Origin of the sequence: Methylobacterium sp. UNC378MF (genome assembly GCF_900103195.1) — a bacterium.
Lineage (GTDB): Bacteria > Pseudomonadota > Alphaproteobacteria > Rhizobiales > Beijerinckiaceae > Methylobacterium.
On record NZ_FMWU01000007.1, the window covers coordinates 110,356 to 125,664 of the forward strand.

General features: G+C 70.0%; 14 protein-coding genes and 1 other RNA gene. 4 read left to right on the top strand and 11 right to left on the bottom strand.

The window, feature by feature from the left end:
• Position 1 precedes the first annotated feature (1 nt).
• Together BLT59_RS09335 and recR are read right to left on the bottom strand one after the other, a co-directional pair.
• A complete protein-coding gene (locus BLT59_RS09335) occupies positions 2 to 517 on the bottom strand; it encodes a peptide deformylase (protein WP_091778734.1) in 516 nt (171 codons plus the stop codon).
• Positions 518 to 621: 104 nt separating this feature from the next.
• A complete protein-coding gene (gene recR / locus BLT59_RS09340) occupies positions 622 to 1,227 on the bottom strand; it encodes a recombination mediator RecR (protein WP_091778736.1) in 606 nt (201 codons plus the stop codon).
• Between the two features lie 416 nt (positions 1,228 to 1,643).
• On the opposite strand from recR, the gene BLT59_RS09345 reads away from it, so the two are divergent.
• On the top strand, positions 1,644 to 3,263 hold the full coding sequence (locus tag BLT59_RS09345; protein WP_091778738.1) for a phosphoenolpyruvate carboxykinase: 1,620 nt from the start codon (positions 1,644 to 1,646) through the stop codon (positions 3,261 to 3,263).
• A gap of 213 nt (positions 3,264 to 3,476) precedes the next feature.
• Here the strand turns inward: BLT59_RS09345 and BLT59_RS09350 are convergent, their stop codons facing one another.
• The 4 genes from BLT59_RS09350 to BLT59_RS09365 form a co-directional block, all read right to left on the bottom strand.
• The gene (locus BLT59_RS09350; protein ID WP_012320090.1) at positions 3,477 to 3,800 is read right to left on the bottom strand and encodes a YbaB/EbfC family nucleoid-associated protein; all 324 of its coding nucleotides are present in this window, start codon (positions 3,798 to 3,800) and stop codon (positions 3,477 to 3,479) included.
• Positions 3,801 to 3,873: 73 nt separating this feature from the next.
• The gene (locus BLT59_RS09355; protein ID WP_091778740.1) at positions 3,874 to 5,748 is read right to left on the bottom strand and encodes a DNA polymerase III subunit gamma/tau; all 1,875 of its coding nucleotides are present in this window, start codon (positions 5,746 to 5,748) and stop codon (positions 3,874 to 3,876) included.
• Between the two features lie 37 nt (positions 5,749 to 5,785).
• Positions 5,786 to 5,884, bottom strand: an RNA gene (gene ffs / locus BLT59_RS09360) — signal recognition particle sRNA small type.
• 41 nt (positions 5,885 to 5,925) lie between these two features.
• Positions 5,926 to 6,186 (bottom strand): PepSY domain-containing protein, encoded by a 261-nt coding sequence (locus BLT59_RS09365; protein WP_091778742.1) that lies wholly within the window; start codon positions 6,184 to 6,186, stop codon positions 5,926 to 5,928.
• A 143-nt stretch (positions 6,187 to 6,329) separates the two neighbouring features.
• Between BLT59_RS09365 and BLT59_RS09370 the strand changes: the two genes are divergently transcribed.
• Positions 6,330 to 7,868, top strand: coding sequence for a YifB family Mg chelatase-like AAA ATPase (locus BLT59_RS09370; protein ID WP_091778744.1), 1,539 nt, complete (start codon positions 6,330 to 6,332; stop codon positions 7,866 to 7,868).
• Positions 7,865 to 9,622, top strand: a complete 1,758-nt coding sequence (locus BLT59_RS09375; protein WP_091778746.1) for a bifunctional protein-serine/threonine kinase/phosphatase — start codon at positions 7,865 to 7,867, stop codon at positions 9,620 to 9,622. Before BLT59_RS09370 ends, BLT59_RS09375 begins: the two co-directional genes overlap by 4 nt.
• A gap of 15 nt (positions 9,623 to 9,637) precedes the next feature.
• Here the strand turns inward: BLT59_RS09375 and BLT59_RS09380 are convergent, their stop codons facing one another.
• From BLT59_RS09380 to BLT59_RS09400, 5 genes are all read right to left on the bottom strand, one after another.
• Positions 9,638 to 10,357: a glutathione S-transferase gene (locus tag BLT59_RS09380; RefSeq protein ID WP_091778748.1), complete on the bottom strand. Its 720-nt coding sequence runs from the start codon at positions 10,355 to 10,357 to the stop codon at positions 9,638 to 9,640.
• A gap of 48 nt (positions 10,358 to 10,405) precedes the next feature.
• Positions 10,406 to 10,855: a hypothetical protein gene (locus tag BLT59_RS09385; RefSeq protein WP_091778750.1), complete on the bottom strand. Its 450-nt coding sequence runs from the start codon at positions 10,853 to 10,855 to the stop codon at positions 10,406 to 10,408.
• A gap of 135 nt (positions 10,856 to 10,990) precedes the next feature.
• Complete coding sequence (locus tag BLT59_RS09390) at positions 10,991 to 11,365, bottom strand: hypothetical protein (protein ID WP_091778752.1); 375 nt, start codon at positions 11,363 to 11,365, stop codon at positions 10,991 to 10,993.
• 40 nt (positions 11,366 to 11,405) lie between these two features.
• Positions 11,406 to 13,286, bottom strand: coding sequence for a methylmalonyl-CoA mutase subunit beta (locus BLT59_RS09395; RefSeq protein ID WP_091778754.1), 1,881 nt, complete (start codon positions 13,284 to 13,286; stop codon positions 11,406 to 11,408).
• Between the two features lie 265 nt (positions 13,287 to 13,551).
• Positions 13,552 to 14,355 (bottom strand): undecaprenyl-diphosphate phosphatase, encoded by an 804-nt coding sequence (locus tag BLT59_RS09400; RefSeq protein ID WP_091778756.1) that lies wholly within the window; start codon positions 14,353 to 14,355, stop codon positions 13,552 to 13,554.
• 253 nt (positions 14,356 to 14,608) lie between these two features.
• Between BLT59_RS09400 and BLT59_RS09405 the strand changes: the two genes are divergently transcribed.
• Entirely contained in the window at positions 14,609 to 15,301 is a 693-nt protein-coding gene (locus BLT59_RS09405) for a glutathione S-transferase family protein (RefSeq protein WP_091778758.1), read from the top strand.
• Positions 15,302 to 15,309 lie beyond the last annotated feature (8 nt).

Sequence of the window (15,309 nt, forward strand, 5' to 3'; positions counted from 1 at the left end):
GTCAGGCCGCGTCGCGCTTGGCCGCCTTGGTGAACTTCTTGATCACCCGGTCGCGCTTCAGCTTCGAGAGGTGATCGATGAACAGGACGCCGTTGAGATGGTCGATCTCGTGCTGGATGCAGGTCGAGAGCAGGCCGTCGGCCTCGATTTCCTGCTCCCTGCCGTCGAGGTCGCGGAACCTGACGCGCACCCGGTCGGGCCGCTCGACCTCGGCGTAATAGTCGGGGATCGACAGGCAGCCCTCGTCGTAGACCCGCTTCTCCTCCGAGAACCAGACGATCTCGGGGTTGATGAACACCCGGGCGTCACGGACGCCTTCCTCCTTCGACGTGTCGATCGTCACGACGCGTTTGGCGACGCCGATCTGGATCGCCGCCAGCCCGACGCCGGGGGCGTCGTACATCGTCTCGAACATGTCGGCGACGAGGGTGCGGACCTCGTCGGTGATCGGGCCGACCGGTTCGGAGCCAAGGCGCAGGACCGGATCGGGGAGGATGACGAGCGGGCGGATGGTCATGGCGGAAACCGGCAGGGAAGGCGCCGGGACGGGGCCGGGCTCAGCGTCGAATAGGATGCGGCCGAGGACCGGTCAAATACCGGTCCGCGTCGGGTTAACGTCCCTCAGAACGCCGTGCGGCTGCGGATCGCCGCCGAGAGGGTGCCCTCATCCAGATAGTCGAGTTCGCCACCCACCGGCACACCATGGGCGAGGCGCGTGACCTTCACGCCGCAATGGCGGATCGACTCGGTGACGTAATGGGCGGTGGTCTGGCCGTCGACGGTGGCGTTCAGCGCCAGGATGACCTCGGTCACCTCGGGCGGGGCCACCCGCTCCACGAGGCTTGCGAGGTTCAGGTGCTCCGGCCGCACGCCGTCGAGCGCCGAGAGGACGCCGCCGAGCACGTGATAGCGTGCCTTCACGGCCCCTGAGCGTTCCAGCGCCCAGAGATCGGACACGTCCTCCACCACCACGAGCGTCGTCGGGTCGCGCTCGGCGTCCCGGCAGATCGTGCAGGGGTCGGAGGTATCGACGTTGCCACAGCGCGTGCACACGATGATGCGGTCGGCCGCCACCCGCATGGCGTCGGCGAGCGGCCCGAGCAGCGTGTCGCGCTTCTTGATGAGCTGGAGGGCGGCCCGCCGCGCCGAGCGCGGTCCAAGGCCCGGCATGCGGGCGAGGAGCTGGATCAAACGCTCGATCTCGGGGCCGGCGACGGCTTGGGGCATCGTGCCTCTTGGGCGAGGAAAGGGCTGAGGGTCCGGCAAGGGCATAGACGCCGCCGGGCGGCGCGCAAGGGTGCATTCGCCAGTGCCTGCGCGCGTGCGTGGTATATGGGTATTCCAGAACAGCTTCGCCCGTGCCGTTCTGCTGTGCGGCGTACGAAACTGCTTACAGACTTGGGTTCCTGAGTCCACGACTGTGGTCTAACCTGTTTGTCCACGTTGCGGGCTCATGGCGGAGCCCATTATGACAGCGAAGCTTCGCCGCCTACTGGAAAGTGGGACGGGAAGCGGCCGGGAACGGAGATCCTGCGCGCGGCGGACCTGTACGACCGCGCGGACGTCTCCCGGGCAAACCCGGACGGCGGTGCCGTCCGGCTCAGTCGCGTCGACGGTCGAACAGGGGCCCGGGAGATACGATCTTGACCAACATCGGTGATCACAACGCGGCCCACGGCGCCGAGGCGGCCGGTTTCCGCGACCTCAAGGCCGTCCACTGGAATTTCGAGGCCCCGCGCCTCTACGAGGAGGCTTTGTCCCGCAAGGAGGCTCAGCTCGCCCGGGGCGGTGCGCTGGTCGCCACCACCGGCAGCCACACCGGCCGCTCGCCCAAGGACAAGTTCGTGGTCCGCGACGCGGGCACCGAGAACGAGGTCTGGTGGGACAACAACGGCGCGATCACGCCCGACCAGTTCGAGACGCTCCGCCAGGACTTCCTGAAGCACGCCGAGGGGAAGGAGCTGTTCGCCCAGGACCTCTACGGCGGCGCGGATCCGGCTTACCGGGTCAAGGCGCGGGTCTTCACCGAGTTCGCGTGGCACTCGCTGTTCATCCGCAACCTGCTGATCCGGCCGGATCGCTCGGAGATCGCGGCCTACGTGCCCGATATGACGATCATCGACCTGCCGAGCTTCCAGGCGGATCCGGCCCGGCACGGGTGCCGGTCCAAGACCGTGATCGCCATCGACTTCTCGAAGAAGCTCGTGCTGATCGGCGGCTCGGCCTACGCGGGCGAGATGAAGAAGTCGGTCTTCACCTACCTCAACTACATCCTGCCCGGTCAGGGCGTGATGCCGATGCATTGTTCGGCGAACGCAGCTCTCGACGCCGAGGGCGGATCGGCGATCTTCTTCGGCCTCTCGGGCACCGGCAAGACGACGCTGTCGAACGATTCCTCCCGTCAGCTTCTGGGCGATGACGAGCACGGCTGGTCGAACGAGGGCATCTTCAACTTCGAGGGCGGCTGCTACGCCAAGACCATCCGCCTCTCGCGCAATGCCGAGCCGGAGATCTACGCCACCACCGAGCGCTTCGGCACGGTGATGGAGAACGTGGTGATCGATCCCGTCACCCGGGTGCCGGACTTCGACGATTCGTCGCTCACCGAGAACACCCGCTGCGCCTACCCGCTGGACTTCATCGCCAATGCCAGCGCCACCGGCCGCGCCGGGCACCCGAAGAACATCGTCATGCTGACCTGCGACGCCTTCGGCGTGATGCCGCCGATCGCCAAGCTCACCGGCGCCGAGGCGATGTACCACTTCCTCTCGGGCTACACCGCCAAGGTGGCCGGCACGGAGCGCGGTCTGACCGGGCCCGAGGCGACCTTCTCGACCTGCTTCGGCGCGCCGTTCATGCCGCGGCACCCGAGCACCTACGGCAACCTGCTGCGCGACCTGATCGCCAAGCACAGCGTCGATTGCTGGCTGGTCAACACCGGCTGGACCGGCGGCGGCGTCGGCACCGGCCGGCGCATGCCGATCCGCGTTACCCGCCGCCTGCTGAGCGCGGCGCTGGACGGTTCCCTGGCACAGGCCGAGTTCCGCCGCGACCCGTATTTCGGCTTCGCGGTTCCGGTCTCGGTCCCGGGCGTCGAGCCGCACATCCTGACCCCGGTGAAGACCTGGGCCAACAAGGGTGCCTTCGTGGAGACGGCGGCGCGGCTGGTGAAGATGTTCGACGACAACTTCAAGCGGTTCGAGGCCCATGTCGACGCCGACGTGCGCGCCGCCGGGCCGACCGCGCAGGCGATCGCCGCCTGAGAACGAGAGCGGGCGGCCCGATGGGCCGCCCGTTTCGCTTCGTCGTCGGGACCGCCTCTCCAGACCGCATCCTCATCCTGAGGTGCCGGAGCGAAGCGCAGGCCTCGACGGAGAGGTCCAGCCGGCCGCGCGATCCCTGAAGCCATCCGTCAAGGCGGCTCCACCATCCCGCAGGATGAGGATCGTGGACCGGATGAACGGCGACGCGCCAACCTAGAACGGCAGCTTCATCCCGGGCGGCAGGGGCAGGCCCTTGGTCAACTCGGCCATGCGCTCCTGCATGGTCGCCTCGGCCTTGCCGCGGGCGTCGTTGCAAGCCGCCACGATCAGATCCTCGAGGATCTCGCGCTCGTCCGCCACCATCAGGGACGGGTCGATGCTGACGCCCTTCATCTGGCCCTTGGCGGTCATCGTCACCCGCACCGAGCCGCCGCCCGAGGCGCCCGACACCTCGATCTCGTCCATCTCGGATTGCAGGTTGGCCATCTTCTCCTGCATGGCCTGAGCCTGCTTCATGATGCCCATCAGGTCGCGCATGCGGCTCTCTTTCCGTTTCCTCGTCTGATCTGGGTATGGCGTCGCCCCGGCGCCACCATGCTTCGGGCGCGCGTCAGGCGTCGTCCTCGATCTCGTCGCCATGCGCCGCGTCGCCTTCCCCGAGGATCTCCTGCTCGGCGGAGGGCACGGCCTCGGGGGCGGTCTCGCGCACGTCGACGATCTCGGCGCCGGGGAAGCGCGTCAGTACCTCGCGGACGAACGGATCCGCGGCGGCGTTCTCCCGCCGGGTCTCGGTGGCGGCCCGGGCTGCCGCGTCGAGGGTCGGAGCCCCCTCGTCCTTCGACAGGGCCACCACCCAGCGCCGCCTGATCCAGCGTTCGATGGCGGCGGCGATGTCGTTGGCGAGGCTCGGCCGTCCGCCCGGGGCGAGGCGGAACTCGATCCGGCCCTCCTCGAAGCGCACCAGATGGACGTCGCGCTCCAGCGCGGTGCGCAGCAGGATGTCCCGATTGGCGTCGGCCAGTGCGATCAGATCCTCGAACCGGCCGAGGCGCGGCATCGGGGGAGCGGCGGGCGCCGGTCTCGGAGCCGGGGCGCTCGCGGGCGCACTCATGGCGGTGGGCGCCGCCACGGCAGCGGGCTCCGCCGGGGCCGTGCGGGGTGCGGCGGCCAAAGCCGCGGAGCCGCCGCCGCGCAGATCGGGGATCGGCGGCAGCGGCGGCCGGGCCGGAACGGCCGGGTTTTCGTCGGCAGGCGCTTCGGCCGCCTCGGCCTTGAGCTGGCGCAGGGCCTCATCGGGCGTCGGCAGGTCGGCCGCGTAGGCGAGGCGCACGATCGCCATCTCGGCCGCCGCGAGAGGCCGGGGCGCGGCCTGAACCTCGGGAATCGCCTTCAGCAGGATCTGCCATGCCCTCGACAGCGCGCGGATCGAGAGCTTGTCGGCGAATTCAGCCCCCCGGACTCGCTCGGTCTCGCTGAGCGTCGGGTCTGCGGCGGTCTCCGGCACCACCTTGAGCCGGGTGACGAGATGCGTGAAGGCCGCGAGGTCCGAGAGCACCACCGACGGATCCGCGCCGGAATCGTACTGCGCCCGCAATTCCGCGAAAGCGGCCGGCACCGAACCGCGCATCACCGCCTCGAACAGGTCGAGGATCCGGGCCCGGTCGGCCAGACCCAGCATGTCGCGCACGCTCTGGCCGGTGATCGTGCCGGCGCCGTGGGCGATCGCCTGGTCGAGCAGCGAGAGGGCGTCGCGAACGGATCCTTCCGCGGCGCGGACGATGGCGCCCAGCGCCTCGTCCTCGACGGTGACGCCCTCGGCCGCGCAGACCTTCGCGAGATGCGCGTGCAGGGTTGGCGCCTCGACCCGGCGCAGATCGAATCGCTGGCAGCGGGACAGGATCGTCACCGGGACCTTGCGGATCTCCGTGGTGGCGAACACGAACTTGGCGTGCGGCGGCGGCTCCTCCAGCGTCTTCAGGAAGGCGTTGAACGCCTTCTCGGAGAGCATGTGGACCTCGTCGACGATGTAGACCTTGTAGCGTGCGGAAACCGGCCCGTAGCGGATGCCGTCGATGATCGCGCGCACGTCGTCGATGCCGGTATGCGAGGCGGCATCCATCTCCAGCACGTCCATGTGCCGGGATTCCATGATCGCCGCGCAATGGAGGCCGAGTTCCGGCATCGACACGGTCGGCCCGGTATCGGGGTGGCCGGCGCGGGCGTAGTTGAGGCCGCGGGCGAGGATCCGCGCCGTCGTGGTCTTTCCGACGCCGCGGACGCCGGTGAGCATCCAGGCCTGTGGGATCCGGTTGGCCGCGAACCCGTTGGCGAGGGTGCGCACCATCGCGTCCTGGCCGATCAGGTCGCCGAAATTTGTGGGGCGGTATTTTCGCGCCAGCACCCGGTAGGGCGTCGCCGCGGCAGGGGGCGCTGGAAACCCGGGCAGGCCCGGCTCGTCGTCAGGCGTGCCGGTCGTAGCGTCCATGCCGAATCTGGATCTGGCTGCCGCGCGCCGTGGAATGAGGTGGGAGGCTGGACGAAGACCCGCTCGGTCTCGTTAGGGCTGCTTCCTTCCGGACCTGACCCGGTTGGCGAGTGAAACGTCCCTCGCCAACCCCCCGCCGGCTATATGGCCGGGCCTTGGCCCGAACGCAAGCGCCGCCTAATCCGCCTTGCGCTTCACGATGGCCAGGGACTTGGGATCGAGCTTCAGGTCGAACTGCTTGCCGCTGGCGTCGACCGCGTCGTCGACCTCGATCATGCCGTCGTCCAGTTCGATCTCCTTCCACTTGGTGAAGCCCTCCTGCTTGAGCAGGGCCTCGACCTTGGCCTGCTGATCGGGCGGAAGCTTCTCGTCGGCGCGGGCGGAGAGACCGGTGCCGGCGACCAAGGTCAGGGCGAGCAGGGATGTGGTCAGGCGCATGGCTGTCTCCGGTCTGGCCATTGTTTCCGGCTGTGAACAGGCCGGCAGCACCGTGGTTCCATCGGAGCGATGCCCTTGAGCCTCCCTCGAATCTGCCGCACATCTTGGCCGTACCGGAACGCGCCGGCGAGGACACTGCACCGATGGTCACCCGCGTCGCTACCGTGGCCTTCGAGGGCATCGAGGCGCGGGCGGTGGACGTGCAGGTCCAGATCATCCCCGGCTCGGTGGTGTTCACCGTGGTGGGCCTGCCCGACAAGGCGGTGGCAGAATCCCGCGAGCGAGTCCGCGGCGCGCTGATCGCCTCCGGGCTGGCCCTCCCGGCCAAGCGCATCACCGTGAACCTCGCACCCGCCGATCTTCCCAAGGAAGGCTCGCATTTCGACCTTCCGATCGCGCTCGGCGTCATGGCGGCGATCGGCGCGATCCCACCCGACGCGCTGGCCGGCTATTGCGTGCTCGGGGAACTCGCCCTCGACGGCGGCATCACGGCAGTCAGCGGCGTGCTGCCGGCCGCCATGGCGGCCGGTGCCCGGGGTCTCGGACTCATCTGCCCGGCCGCCACAGGTCCGGAGGCGGCCTGGGCCGGGGGCGACCTCGACGTGCTCGCGCCGCGCTCGCTGATCCAACTCGCCAACCACTTCAAGGGCAGCCAGGTCATGGCCCGGCCGGAGCCCGCCGTGGCCGCGTCGGTCGGGCCGCTACCGGACCTTTCCGACATCAAGGGCCAGGAGGGCGCCAAGCGCGCCCTGGAGATCGCGGCGGCCGGCGGCCACAACCTCCTGATGAACGGGCCGCCGGGCTCCGGCAAATCCATGCTCGCGGCGCGGCTGCCCTCGATCCTGCCGCCGCTGACGCCGCGCGAATTGCTCGACATCTCCATGATCCAGTCGGTGGCCGGCGAGCTGAAGGACGGCGCCCTCTCGAACCGTCGGCCGTTCCGGCAGCCGCACCATTCCGCCTCGATGGCGGCTCTGGTCGGCGGCGGCCTTGGGGCGCGACCCGGCGAGGTCTCCCTCGCCCATGGCGGCGTGCTGTTCCTGGACGAGCTGCCGGAATTCGCCCCCCAGGTGCTCGACAGCCTGCGCCAGCCGATGGAATCGGGCGCGGTGATGATCGCCCGCGCCAACCACCGGATCACCTACCCGGCGCGCTTCCAGCTGGTCGCGGCGATGAATCCCTGCCGCTGCGGCCAGGGTCTCGAGCCGGGCTATGCCTGCCGGCGCGGGCCGAACGCCCGCTGCATGGCGCAATATCAGGCCCGTATCTCGGGCCCGATGCTCGACCGCATCGACCTGCGCCTTGAGGTGCCGGCGGTCACCGCCGCCGACCTGATCCTGCCGGCGCCCGCGGAGGGTTCCCGCGAGGCGGCCGCCCGGGTGGCAGCGGCACGGTCGCTTCAGGGTGCGCGGTACGCGGCGCGCGGGCTGCCGGATTCCACCACCAACGCGACCTGTCCGGCCACGCTGATCTCGGACGTCGCGAGCCCCGATGCCGACGGCACGGCGCTGATCCGGCAGGCGGCCGAGAGCATGCGCCTGTCCGCCCGCGGCTTTCACCGGACGCTGCGCGTCGCCCGGACCCTGGCCGATCTCGACGGCGAGGCGCAGGTGCGCCGGTTCCACCTCGCCGAGGCGCTGTCGTACCGGGGACGGGGCGACAGCGCGGCGGCCGCCGCTTGAGCGCCGGGGCGCAGGGCCTGGGCGACCTCACCGTCACGATCGGCCAGCACAGCAGCGCCGGTCGCAAGGCGGCCAACCAGGATTTCAACGGCACGCTGGTCCCCGTCCAGCCGGCCCTGGGCCTGAAGGGGATCGCGGTGGCGCTCGCCGACGGGATCAGCAGCAGCGCGGCGGGCGCGGCCGCGAGCGAGACCGCGGTCAAGAGCTTCCTCAGCGACTACTACGCCACGCCGGACACGTGGTCGGTGAAGACCTCGGCGCAGCGCGTGATCGCGGCGGCGAATTCCTGGCTCTACGCCCAGACCCGGCGCGGCGCCGATCCGAACGACGCCGACCGCGGCTACGTCACCACCTTCGACGCCCTCGTGCTGAAATCGCGCGTGGCCCACCTCTTCCACGTCGGTGATGCCCGGATCTGGCGGGTGTCGGGGCGGTCCCTCGAACAGCTCACCGAGGACCACCGCGTGGTGGTCTCCACGGTCGAATCCTATCTCGGCCGCGCCCTCGGGGCGCAGGCCCGCGTGGAGATCGATTATCACGCCGTCGGCATCCAGGCCGGCGACACCTTCGTGCTGACGACCGACGGCGTGCACGAGCATGTCCGGCCCCGCGACGTGGTGGCGGCGATCGCACAGGCCGAGACCCTGGACGCGGCCGCACGGGCGATCGTCGAGGCGGCCCTGGCGGCCGGGAGTCCGGACAACCTGACGATCCAGATCGTGCGGGTGGAAACCGTGCCGGCAGGCGAGCCGGCGGACCTCCTCGGCGAGGCCGATGGGCTGGACCCCGCGCCGCTCCTCGATCCGCCCGCCGAGCTCGACGGCTTCCGGCTGCTGCGGATCCTGCATTCCGGTCCGCGCAGCCGTGTCTACCTGGCGGTCGAGGCGGAGACCGGCGCCCAGGTCGCCCTGAAGGTGCTGTCCCTGGACCTGCGGGACGATCCGGCCCAGCGGAAGCGCTTCGTGATGGAGGAGTGGATCGCGCGGCGGATCGACAATCCCCACGTGCTCAAGGCCCATCCCCAGGTCGGCCGCCGCAGCCACCTCTACACGGTCATGCGCTACGTCGAGGGCCAGACCCTGACCCAATGGATGCGCGACCATGCGGCGCCTGAACTGGAGACGGTGCGGGGCCTCATCGAGCAGCTCGCCCGCGGCGTGCAGGCGTTCCACCGGCGGGAGATGGTTCACCAGGATCTGCGGCCCGACAATGTCCTGATCGACCCGGCCGGGACCGTCCAGATCATCGATTTCGGCGCCACCCAGGTCGCCGGCGTGATCGAGGGCGATGCGCGGATCGACCCGGCGGAGATCCTCGGCACGGTGCAGTACACGGCGCCCGAGTGTTTCCTCGGCGCCCCGGCCACCGCCGGGTCCGACATCTTCGCGGTCGGCGTGATGACCTACCAGATGCTGACCGGACGGCTGCCCTACGGCGATGCCGTGCCCCGGGCACGCACGCGCGCGGCGCAGCGGCGGCTGCGCTACGCGTCGGCTCTCACGGTGCGTCCGCTTTTGCCGGTCTGGGTCGATGGGGCGCTTCGCAAGGCCGTCCATCCCGATCCGACGCGGCGCTACGCGGCACTGTCCGCCTTCGTCCACGATCTGCGCCATCCCAATCCGGCCTTCACGGACGGGCGGCGGGCCTCGCTGCTGGAGCGCGATCCGCTGCTGTTCTGGCGCCTGCTGTCGCTGGCGCTGGGGGTCGTCGCGCTGGTGCTCGCGGCGATCCTGATCGCCGGGCCGCGGCGGTGAGGCCCGGTCCGCGACTCAGGGATCGAGTTCCGGATAGCGCCGGAAGATGCCGTCCTCGTTGAACGGGATCCGGCGGTCGCTGGCGAGATAGGCGGCAAGGCGCGGGCGCTGCGCGACGGTCTCGTGGAGCCGCGCCACCTGCGGGTTTCTCCGCAGGACCGCGGCAGTGGTCTTGGGGAAGGCGTAAAGCAGGCCGTCGACGAGCTGGAACAGCGACAGGTCGGCGTAGGACAGATCCGCGCCGACGAGGCGGCGGCCGCCATTGGCCGCCAGCACGCGCTCGAAATAGCCGAGGAACCTGGGGATGCGCTCGGTCCGGAACTCCGCCGCGCGGCGGAGCGCCTCGGGCTTCTGGTCTGCGTAATACTGGCCAACGCCGATCGGATGGTGCGTGTCGTGCGCCTCGTCGACCGCGTCCGCTACGGTGAGCTGAAGCTGGTGGGTCCAGATCCGGTCGCGCTCCGATGCGCCGACGAGGCCAAGTCGCGGCCCGAGATAGAGCAGGATCGCGGCGCTCTGCCCGACGACAAGATCGCCATCGCGCAGGAAGGGCGGTGCCAGCGGCGGCCGCGGATTGGCCGGATCGGACAGGCGCTCGAGCATCGGTCCGATGCCGCCGGCGTCGTCATCCTGGCGGGCGACGTCGATGTAGTCGGCGCCGGCTTCCTCAAGGGCTAGGCGGACGAACTCGCCGCGCCCCTGTATCATCGGCCAGTAATGGAGTTCGTAGGGCATCGCCGTCGCCGCGTCGGAAAGGGCGCTGCCGGCCCGGACGATGTCCGTTCAGTTGCCTTCGGCCGAATCCTCCGCGGAGGCCTTCTCGACCGGCGGCTCGGCGCTGGCGACGGCCTTGCGGGCGAACATCGGCTGCAGCCGCTCGGCGAGCTGCTGATCGAGATGCTTGACGTAGGCGCCCTTGAAATAGCGCTCGCCCGTCTTCGCCCCGAAGAGGCGGTCATGGGTCTGGATCATTGCGGCGACCTCCGGGCGGCACAGGAAGCCCGTGATGCCGACGGCCTCGTACCAGTGGCCGGCGCGCGCCTCGGCGGTGGCCTTCGGGTTCGACAGCACCGTGTCGGCGAAACACGCGGTTGCGGCCTGCCGCAGCGGCGCCAGTACCTTCTCGGCCTCCGCCGCATTCACCTTCGGGGCAGCCGGAAGCCGGTGAGGGCGCGCCTGAGCAGCCGACACGAGTGCGAGGACGGTGAAGGTGGCGAGGATCGAAGTCTTCATACGGGCGGCCTCGTCGGGTGTCCGAACCGCATTCAGGTCTCGCTCATGATTGCGTCGGGATCGGGGCTGGCGGCACGGTTCACGTGCCCGATTCAGGGCGAGATCCGGACCGTTTCGCGACGGCCACACGCCGCCTCAGCCGCGCCGCTCGGCGTTCCAATATCCCCGGCAGGCGAGGGCGCCGGACGCGACCCAGGTTCCGGCTCCGAACCCGTCCAAACCCAGGCGCCCGCGCACGTCGGCGGTGGTGGCGCCGTTCGAGATGGAGCCCCGGATCGCGCCGTTCCGCGCCACGCCGCCCTCGACCACGAAGGCGGTCCCGATGAAGCGCGCCCGCCCGTGCTCGATCCGCACGGGGTAACGATAGGCGCGGTCGCAGCCTCCCGTCTCGGTGATGATCTCGACGCTCCAGGTGCCGTCGAACCGGTCGGGCAGGGCGGATGGGCGCGGTGCGGCGGCGGCCGGGATCGTGCCTATGAGGAACAGTGCGAGAGCGAGGCGAGACGTCATGCGGGTACAGGCTGCGGCGTATCCGCGAAGATAAGCCCCTTCAGCGCGACGAGGGCGTCCGAATGGCCGCGCGCAAAGCCGCGTTGAGCAGGGCAAGCAGGTCGCAACCGACATGCAGGAAGGCGGCCACTCCCGCCTGTTTCAGCGGCTCGGAGAGGTCCGCGGGCTTGCCGGCGAGGTAGATCGGTCCGGCGCCCGCCTTCGCCAAGGCTTCCGCCGTCGCGACGGCGCGCTCGGCGTAGATCGCATCGGTCGAGCAGATGCAGGCCAGGCTGGCGCCGGATTCCCGGAAGGCCGCGGCCGCGGCCTCGGCATCGGCAAAGCCGTCGTTCGACAGCGCTTCGAGGCCACCCGCCGCGAAGGCATTGGCCGCGAATGTCGCCCGGGCGTTGAACGCTGCCACCGGGCCGAGATTGGCCAGGAACACTGCCGGCCGGCGGCCGGTCTTGGCGAGGCAGGAATCCGAGGCGTCCCGCAGGGCCTCGTAGGGCTCGGCCAGACGCTGAGACGGCAGCGCGTCGCAGGCGACGGCCGAGCCCGCACCGAAATTGGACCCGTGCGGCCCGGCCATGGGCGGAACGTCGAGGACGGTGACGGGCTTCTCGGACAGGTTCGGAAACTCGCTCGCACCCGTGAGCGGTTCGCGGCGGGTCGCCACGGCCTTGATCCGGGCCTCGCGGGTCAGCTCGATCCGCCGCTGCAGCTTGCCGACGCTGAGCGAGGCGACGATGCCGCCCTCGGCCTCGATCGCCTGGAACGCCGCCCAGCCGGCCTCGGCGAGTTGGGCGGTCAGGGCCTCGAAGCCGCCGGCGCCCGCCGCTGGGTCGCTGACGCGCGCCAGGTGCGATTCCTCGACGAGCACGATCTGGCTGTTGCGCGCCACCCGCCGGGCGAAGGCGTCGGGCAGTCCGAGGGCCTGCGTGTAGGGCAGGACCGCGACGCTGTCGGCACCGCCCATGCCGGCCGAGGCTGCCGCCATGCCGGTGCGGAGGATGTTCACGAACGGGTCGCGCTTGGTCATCATCCGCCACGCGGTCTCGGCATGGAGACGCAGCGGCGTCGGATCGAGTCCGCAGGCCTGCTCGACCCGGGCCCAGAGCCGCCGCATCGCGCGGAACTTGGCGAGCGTGACGAACTCGTCGGCATCGGCAGCCAGCAGCACCGCGACGCGGTCACGGGCATCCGACAGGTCGTGACCGGCCTCCTCCAGGGCACGCAGATAGGCGACCGCGGTCGCGAGCACTGCCCCGAGTTCCGCCGCCTCCCCGGCACCGCCCTCATGATAGGGCCGTCCATCGGCCAGGAACGCCCGACCGCGGAAGCCCGCAGCCTCCAGCTCCGAAACGGTCCCGGCGAGCCGCGGGGCGACCTCCTTCCAGACCGCGCCGAGGCTGCCGGTTGCCGCCAGAACGCCCACCGGGTCGAGGCCGAGATCGAGATCGTAGGCCGAGAGATCCTCGCCCCGGCGCTCCGCCAGCGCCCTCATCAGCCGGGCCGCCTCCAGGCCTCGGCCGCCGGCGTCGATCCGCAGGGAGATCAGCGGCAGCATCACGCCCTTCAGCACCGCGTCGAGATCCTCGACGCTCGCGGCGGTCAGGCCGAAGCCGCGGGCCCCCGGCGCGCCCGCGAAAGCCAGCACCAGGGCGTCGGCCCCTCCTTCGAGATCGGTGAGCGCCTGGGCATTGGCGACGGCGAGGTCGGGATGGTCGACCCGCTGTGCGATCCGCCAGGGTCCCGGCGCGCGCACGGGCTGGGCGACCGGTTCGGCCGGTCCATAGAGGGGTTCGATCCGCAGGCCGTCGGCCGTACGCGACACCAGCCGCTTCTCGAAATCGGCACCCTTCAGGACGCCTTCGACGAGGCCGAGCCAGCGCGCCCGGTCGGCAGGCTCGAAGAGGTCGGCGAGCGGTGTGTCTTCCATCGGAACGTCCCAGACGCGGCGTCTGCTGCACCGCTTTCGTGCGTTTGCCTCGCACGCCGCTCCGCCGCTGGCAATTCCCCGATGGTTGAGGAAAGCTCAAGCCGCCCGTCACCGATTTTTAATGGTCGCGGCCGAGGCGAAGCGCGGGATACCCGTCAATTCGAGCCGCCATTCCGGGCCTGCCTGCGGTGGCCCGGAACGACGGCGTGGATGGATCAAGGCGGCGGCGCAAATTCGTCCGCGCGCTCGGGCGAGGATCCCCGCCTCAGCCCAGGATGATCAGTCCGGCGAAGCCCAGAGCGCCGACGATGATCCGCCACCACGCGAACAGCCAGAAGCCGTGGCGGGAGACGTAGTCGAGGAGAACCCGCACCACGAACAGCGCCGAGACGAACGACACGATGAAGCCGATCACGATCAGGCCGACATCGTTGCTCGAAAGGTACTTGTAGTTGTCGAGCAAATCCTTGGCGAAGGCGCCCGCCATGGTCGGCATCGCGAGGTAGAACGAGAACTCGGTGGCCGAGCGCTTGTCGGCGCCCATCAGCATCGCACCCACGATCGTGGCGCCCGAGCGCGAAACGCCGGGGATCATCGCCAGGCACTGGAAGATGCCGATCTTCAGATCCATCGGCAGTGTGAAGTCGTAGACGTCGGTCTTCTTCACTTCGAGGTCGGTGTCGTCGATGACGAGGAGCACCAAGCCGCCGGCCACCAGGGTCGCGCAGACGATCCACGGGTTGAACAGGTAGGCCTTGATCAGCTTGGAGAAGAGGCCGCCGATGATCGCCGCCGGCAGGAACGCCACCAGGATGCCGAGCACGAACCGGCGCGCCTTCGGATCGGACGGCGCCGCCGTGGCAATGCCGAGCAGGCGGCGGAAATACACCAGCAGGATCGCCAGGATCGCGCCGAGCTGGATCAACACCTCGAAGGTGTTGTTGGGCGAGTGGAAGCCGATGAAGTGGCCGACCAGCAGCTGGTGGCCGGTCGACGAGACCGGGATGAACTCGGTCGCCCCCTCCACCAGGGCGAGCAGCACTGCCTTGCCGATGCTTGCCGGATCCATCGTGACGCCTTGTGGCGCGGGCGCGGCGGCCCCCGTCGAGCCGCCACCTGCCACGCGATATGGTTGTACCCGAGACTTCGCCGATCAGGGTTGACGGGCGGTTACCGGGCCGGGCCGCGCGTGTTAAGGGCTCGGCAACGGTCCGGCAATAACGCTCGGTCCGAAGTCCTGCGCGCCGAAGATCCGCGCTTCAGGGCCCACGACGAGCGCGGGACCGGCCGCGCTGGCAGACCGAACGTCCCACACGGCCTCGATGGCAACCCTCTACCACTTCCCCTTCTGCGCGAATTCCCGATTCATCCGTCTCGTGCTCGCCGAGATGGGCATGGAGCCGACGCTGTTCGAGGAACGGCCCTGGGAACGACGCGACGACTTCCTGCTGATCAATCCGGCGGGCATCACGCCCGTGCTGCTGGAGCAGAACGGCCTCGTCGTCCCCGGCGCCGGCGTCATCGCCGAGTATCTCGACGAGACCCGCGGCCTCGGGCTCTCGGGGCGGCGGATGCTGCCCGAGGACACCGTCGAGCGCGTCGAAGTGCGGCGCCTGCTCGACTGGTTCCTGGTCAAGTTCGAGTCCGAGGTGACCGCCTACCTGGTCAACGAGAAGATCTCGAAGCGCTTCATGGCGGCCCATGAGGGCGGCGGCCCCCCCGACATGAACGCGATCCGCGCCGCGCGCTCCAACGTGCGCTACCATCTGAAATACATCGGCTACCTGATCGCGCGGCGGCGCTGGATCGCCGGCGACAACCTGACCTATGCCGATCTGGCGGCGGCCGCCCATCTCTCCTGCGTCGACTACCTGGGCGACGTGCCCTGGGACGAGGACGAGATGGCGCGGAACTGGTACGCACGGGTCAAGTCGCGACCGTCGTTCCGCGGCCTCCTCGCCGACCGGGTGCCCGGCATGGCGCCGGCCGCCCATTACGCGGATCTGGATTTCTGAACGCGCGA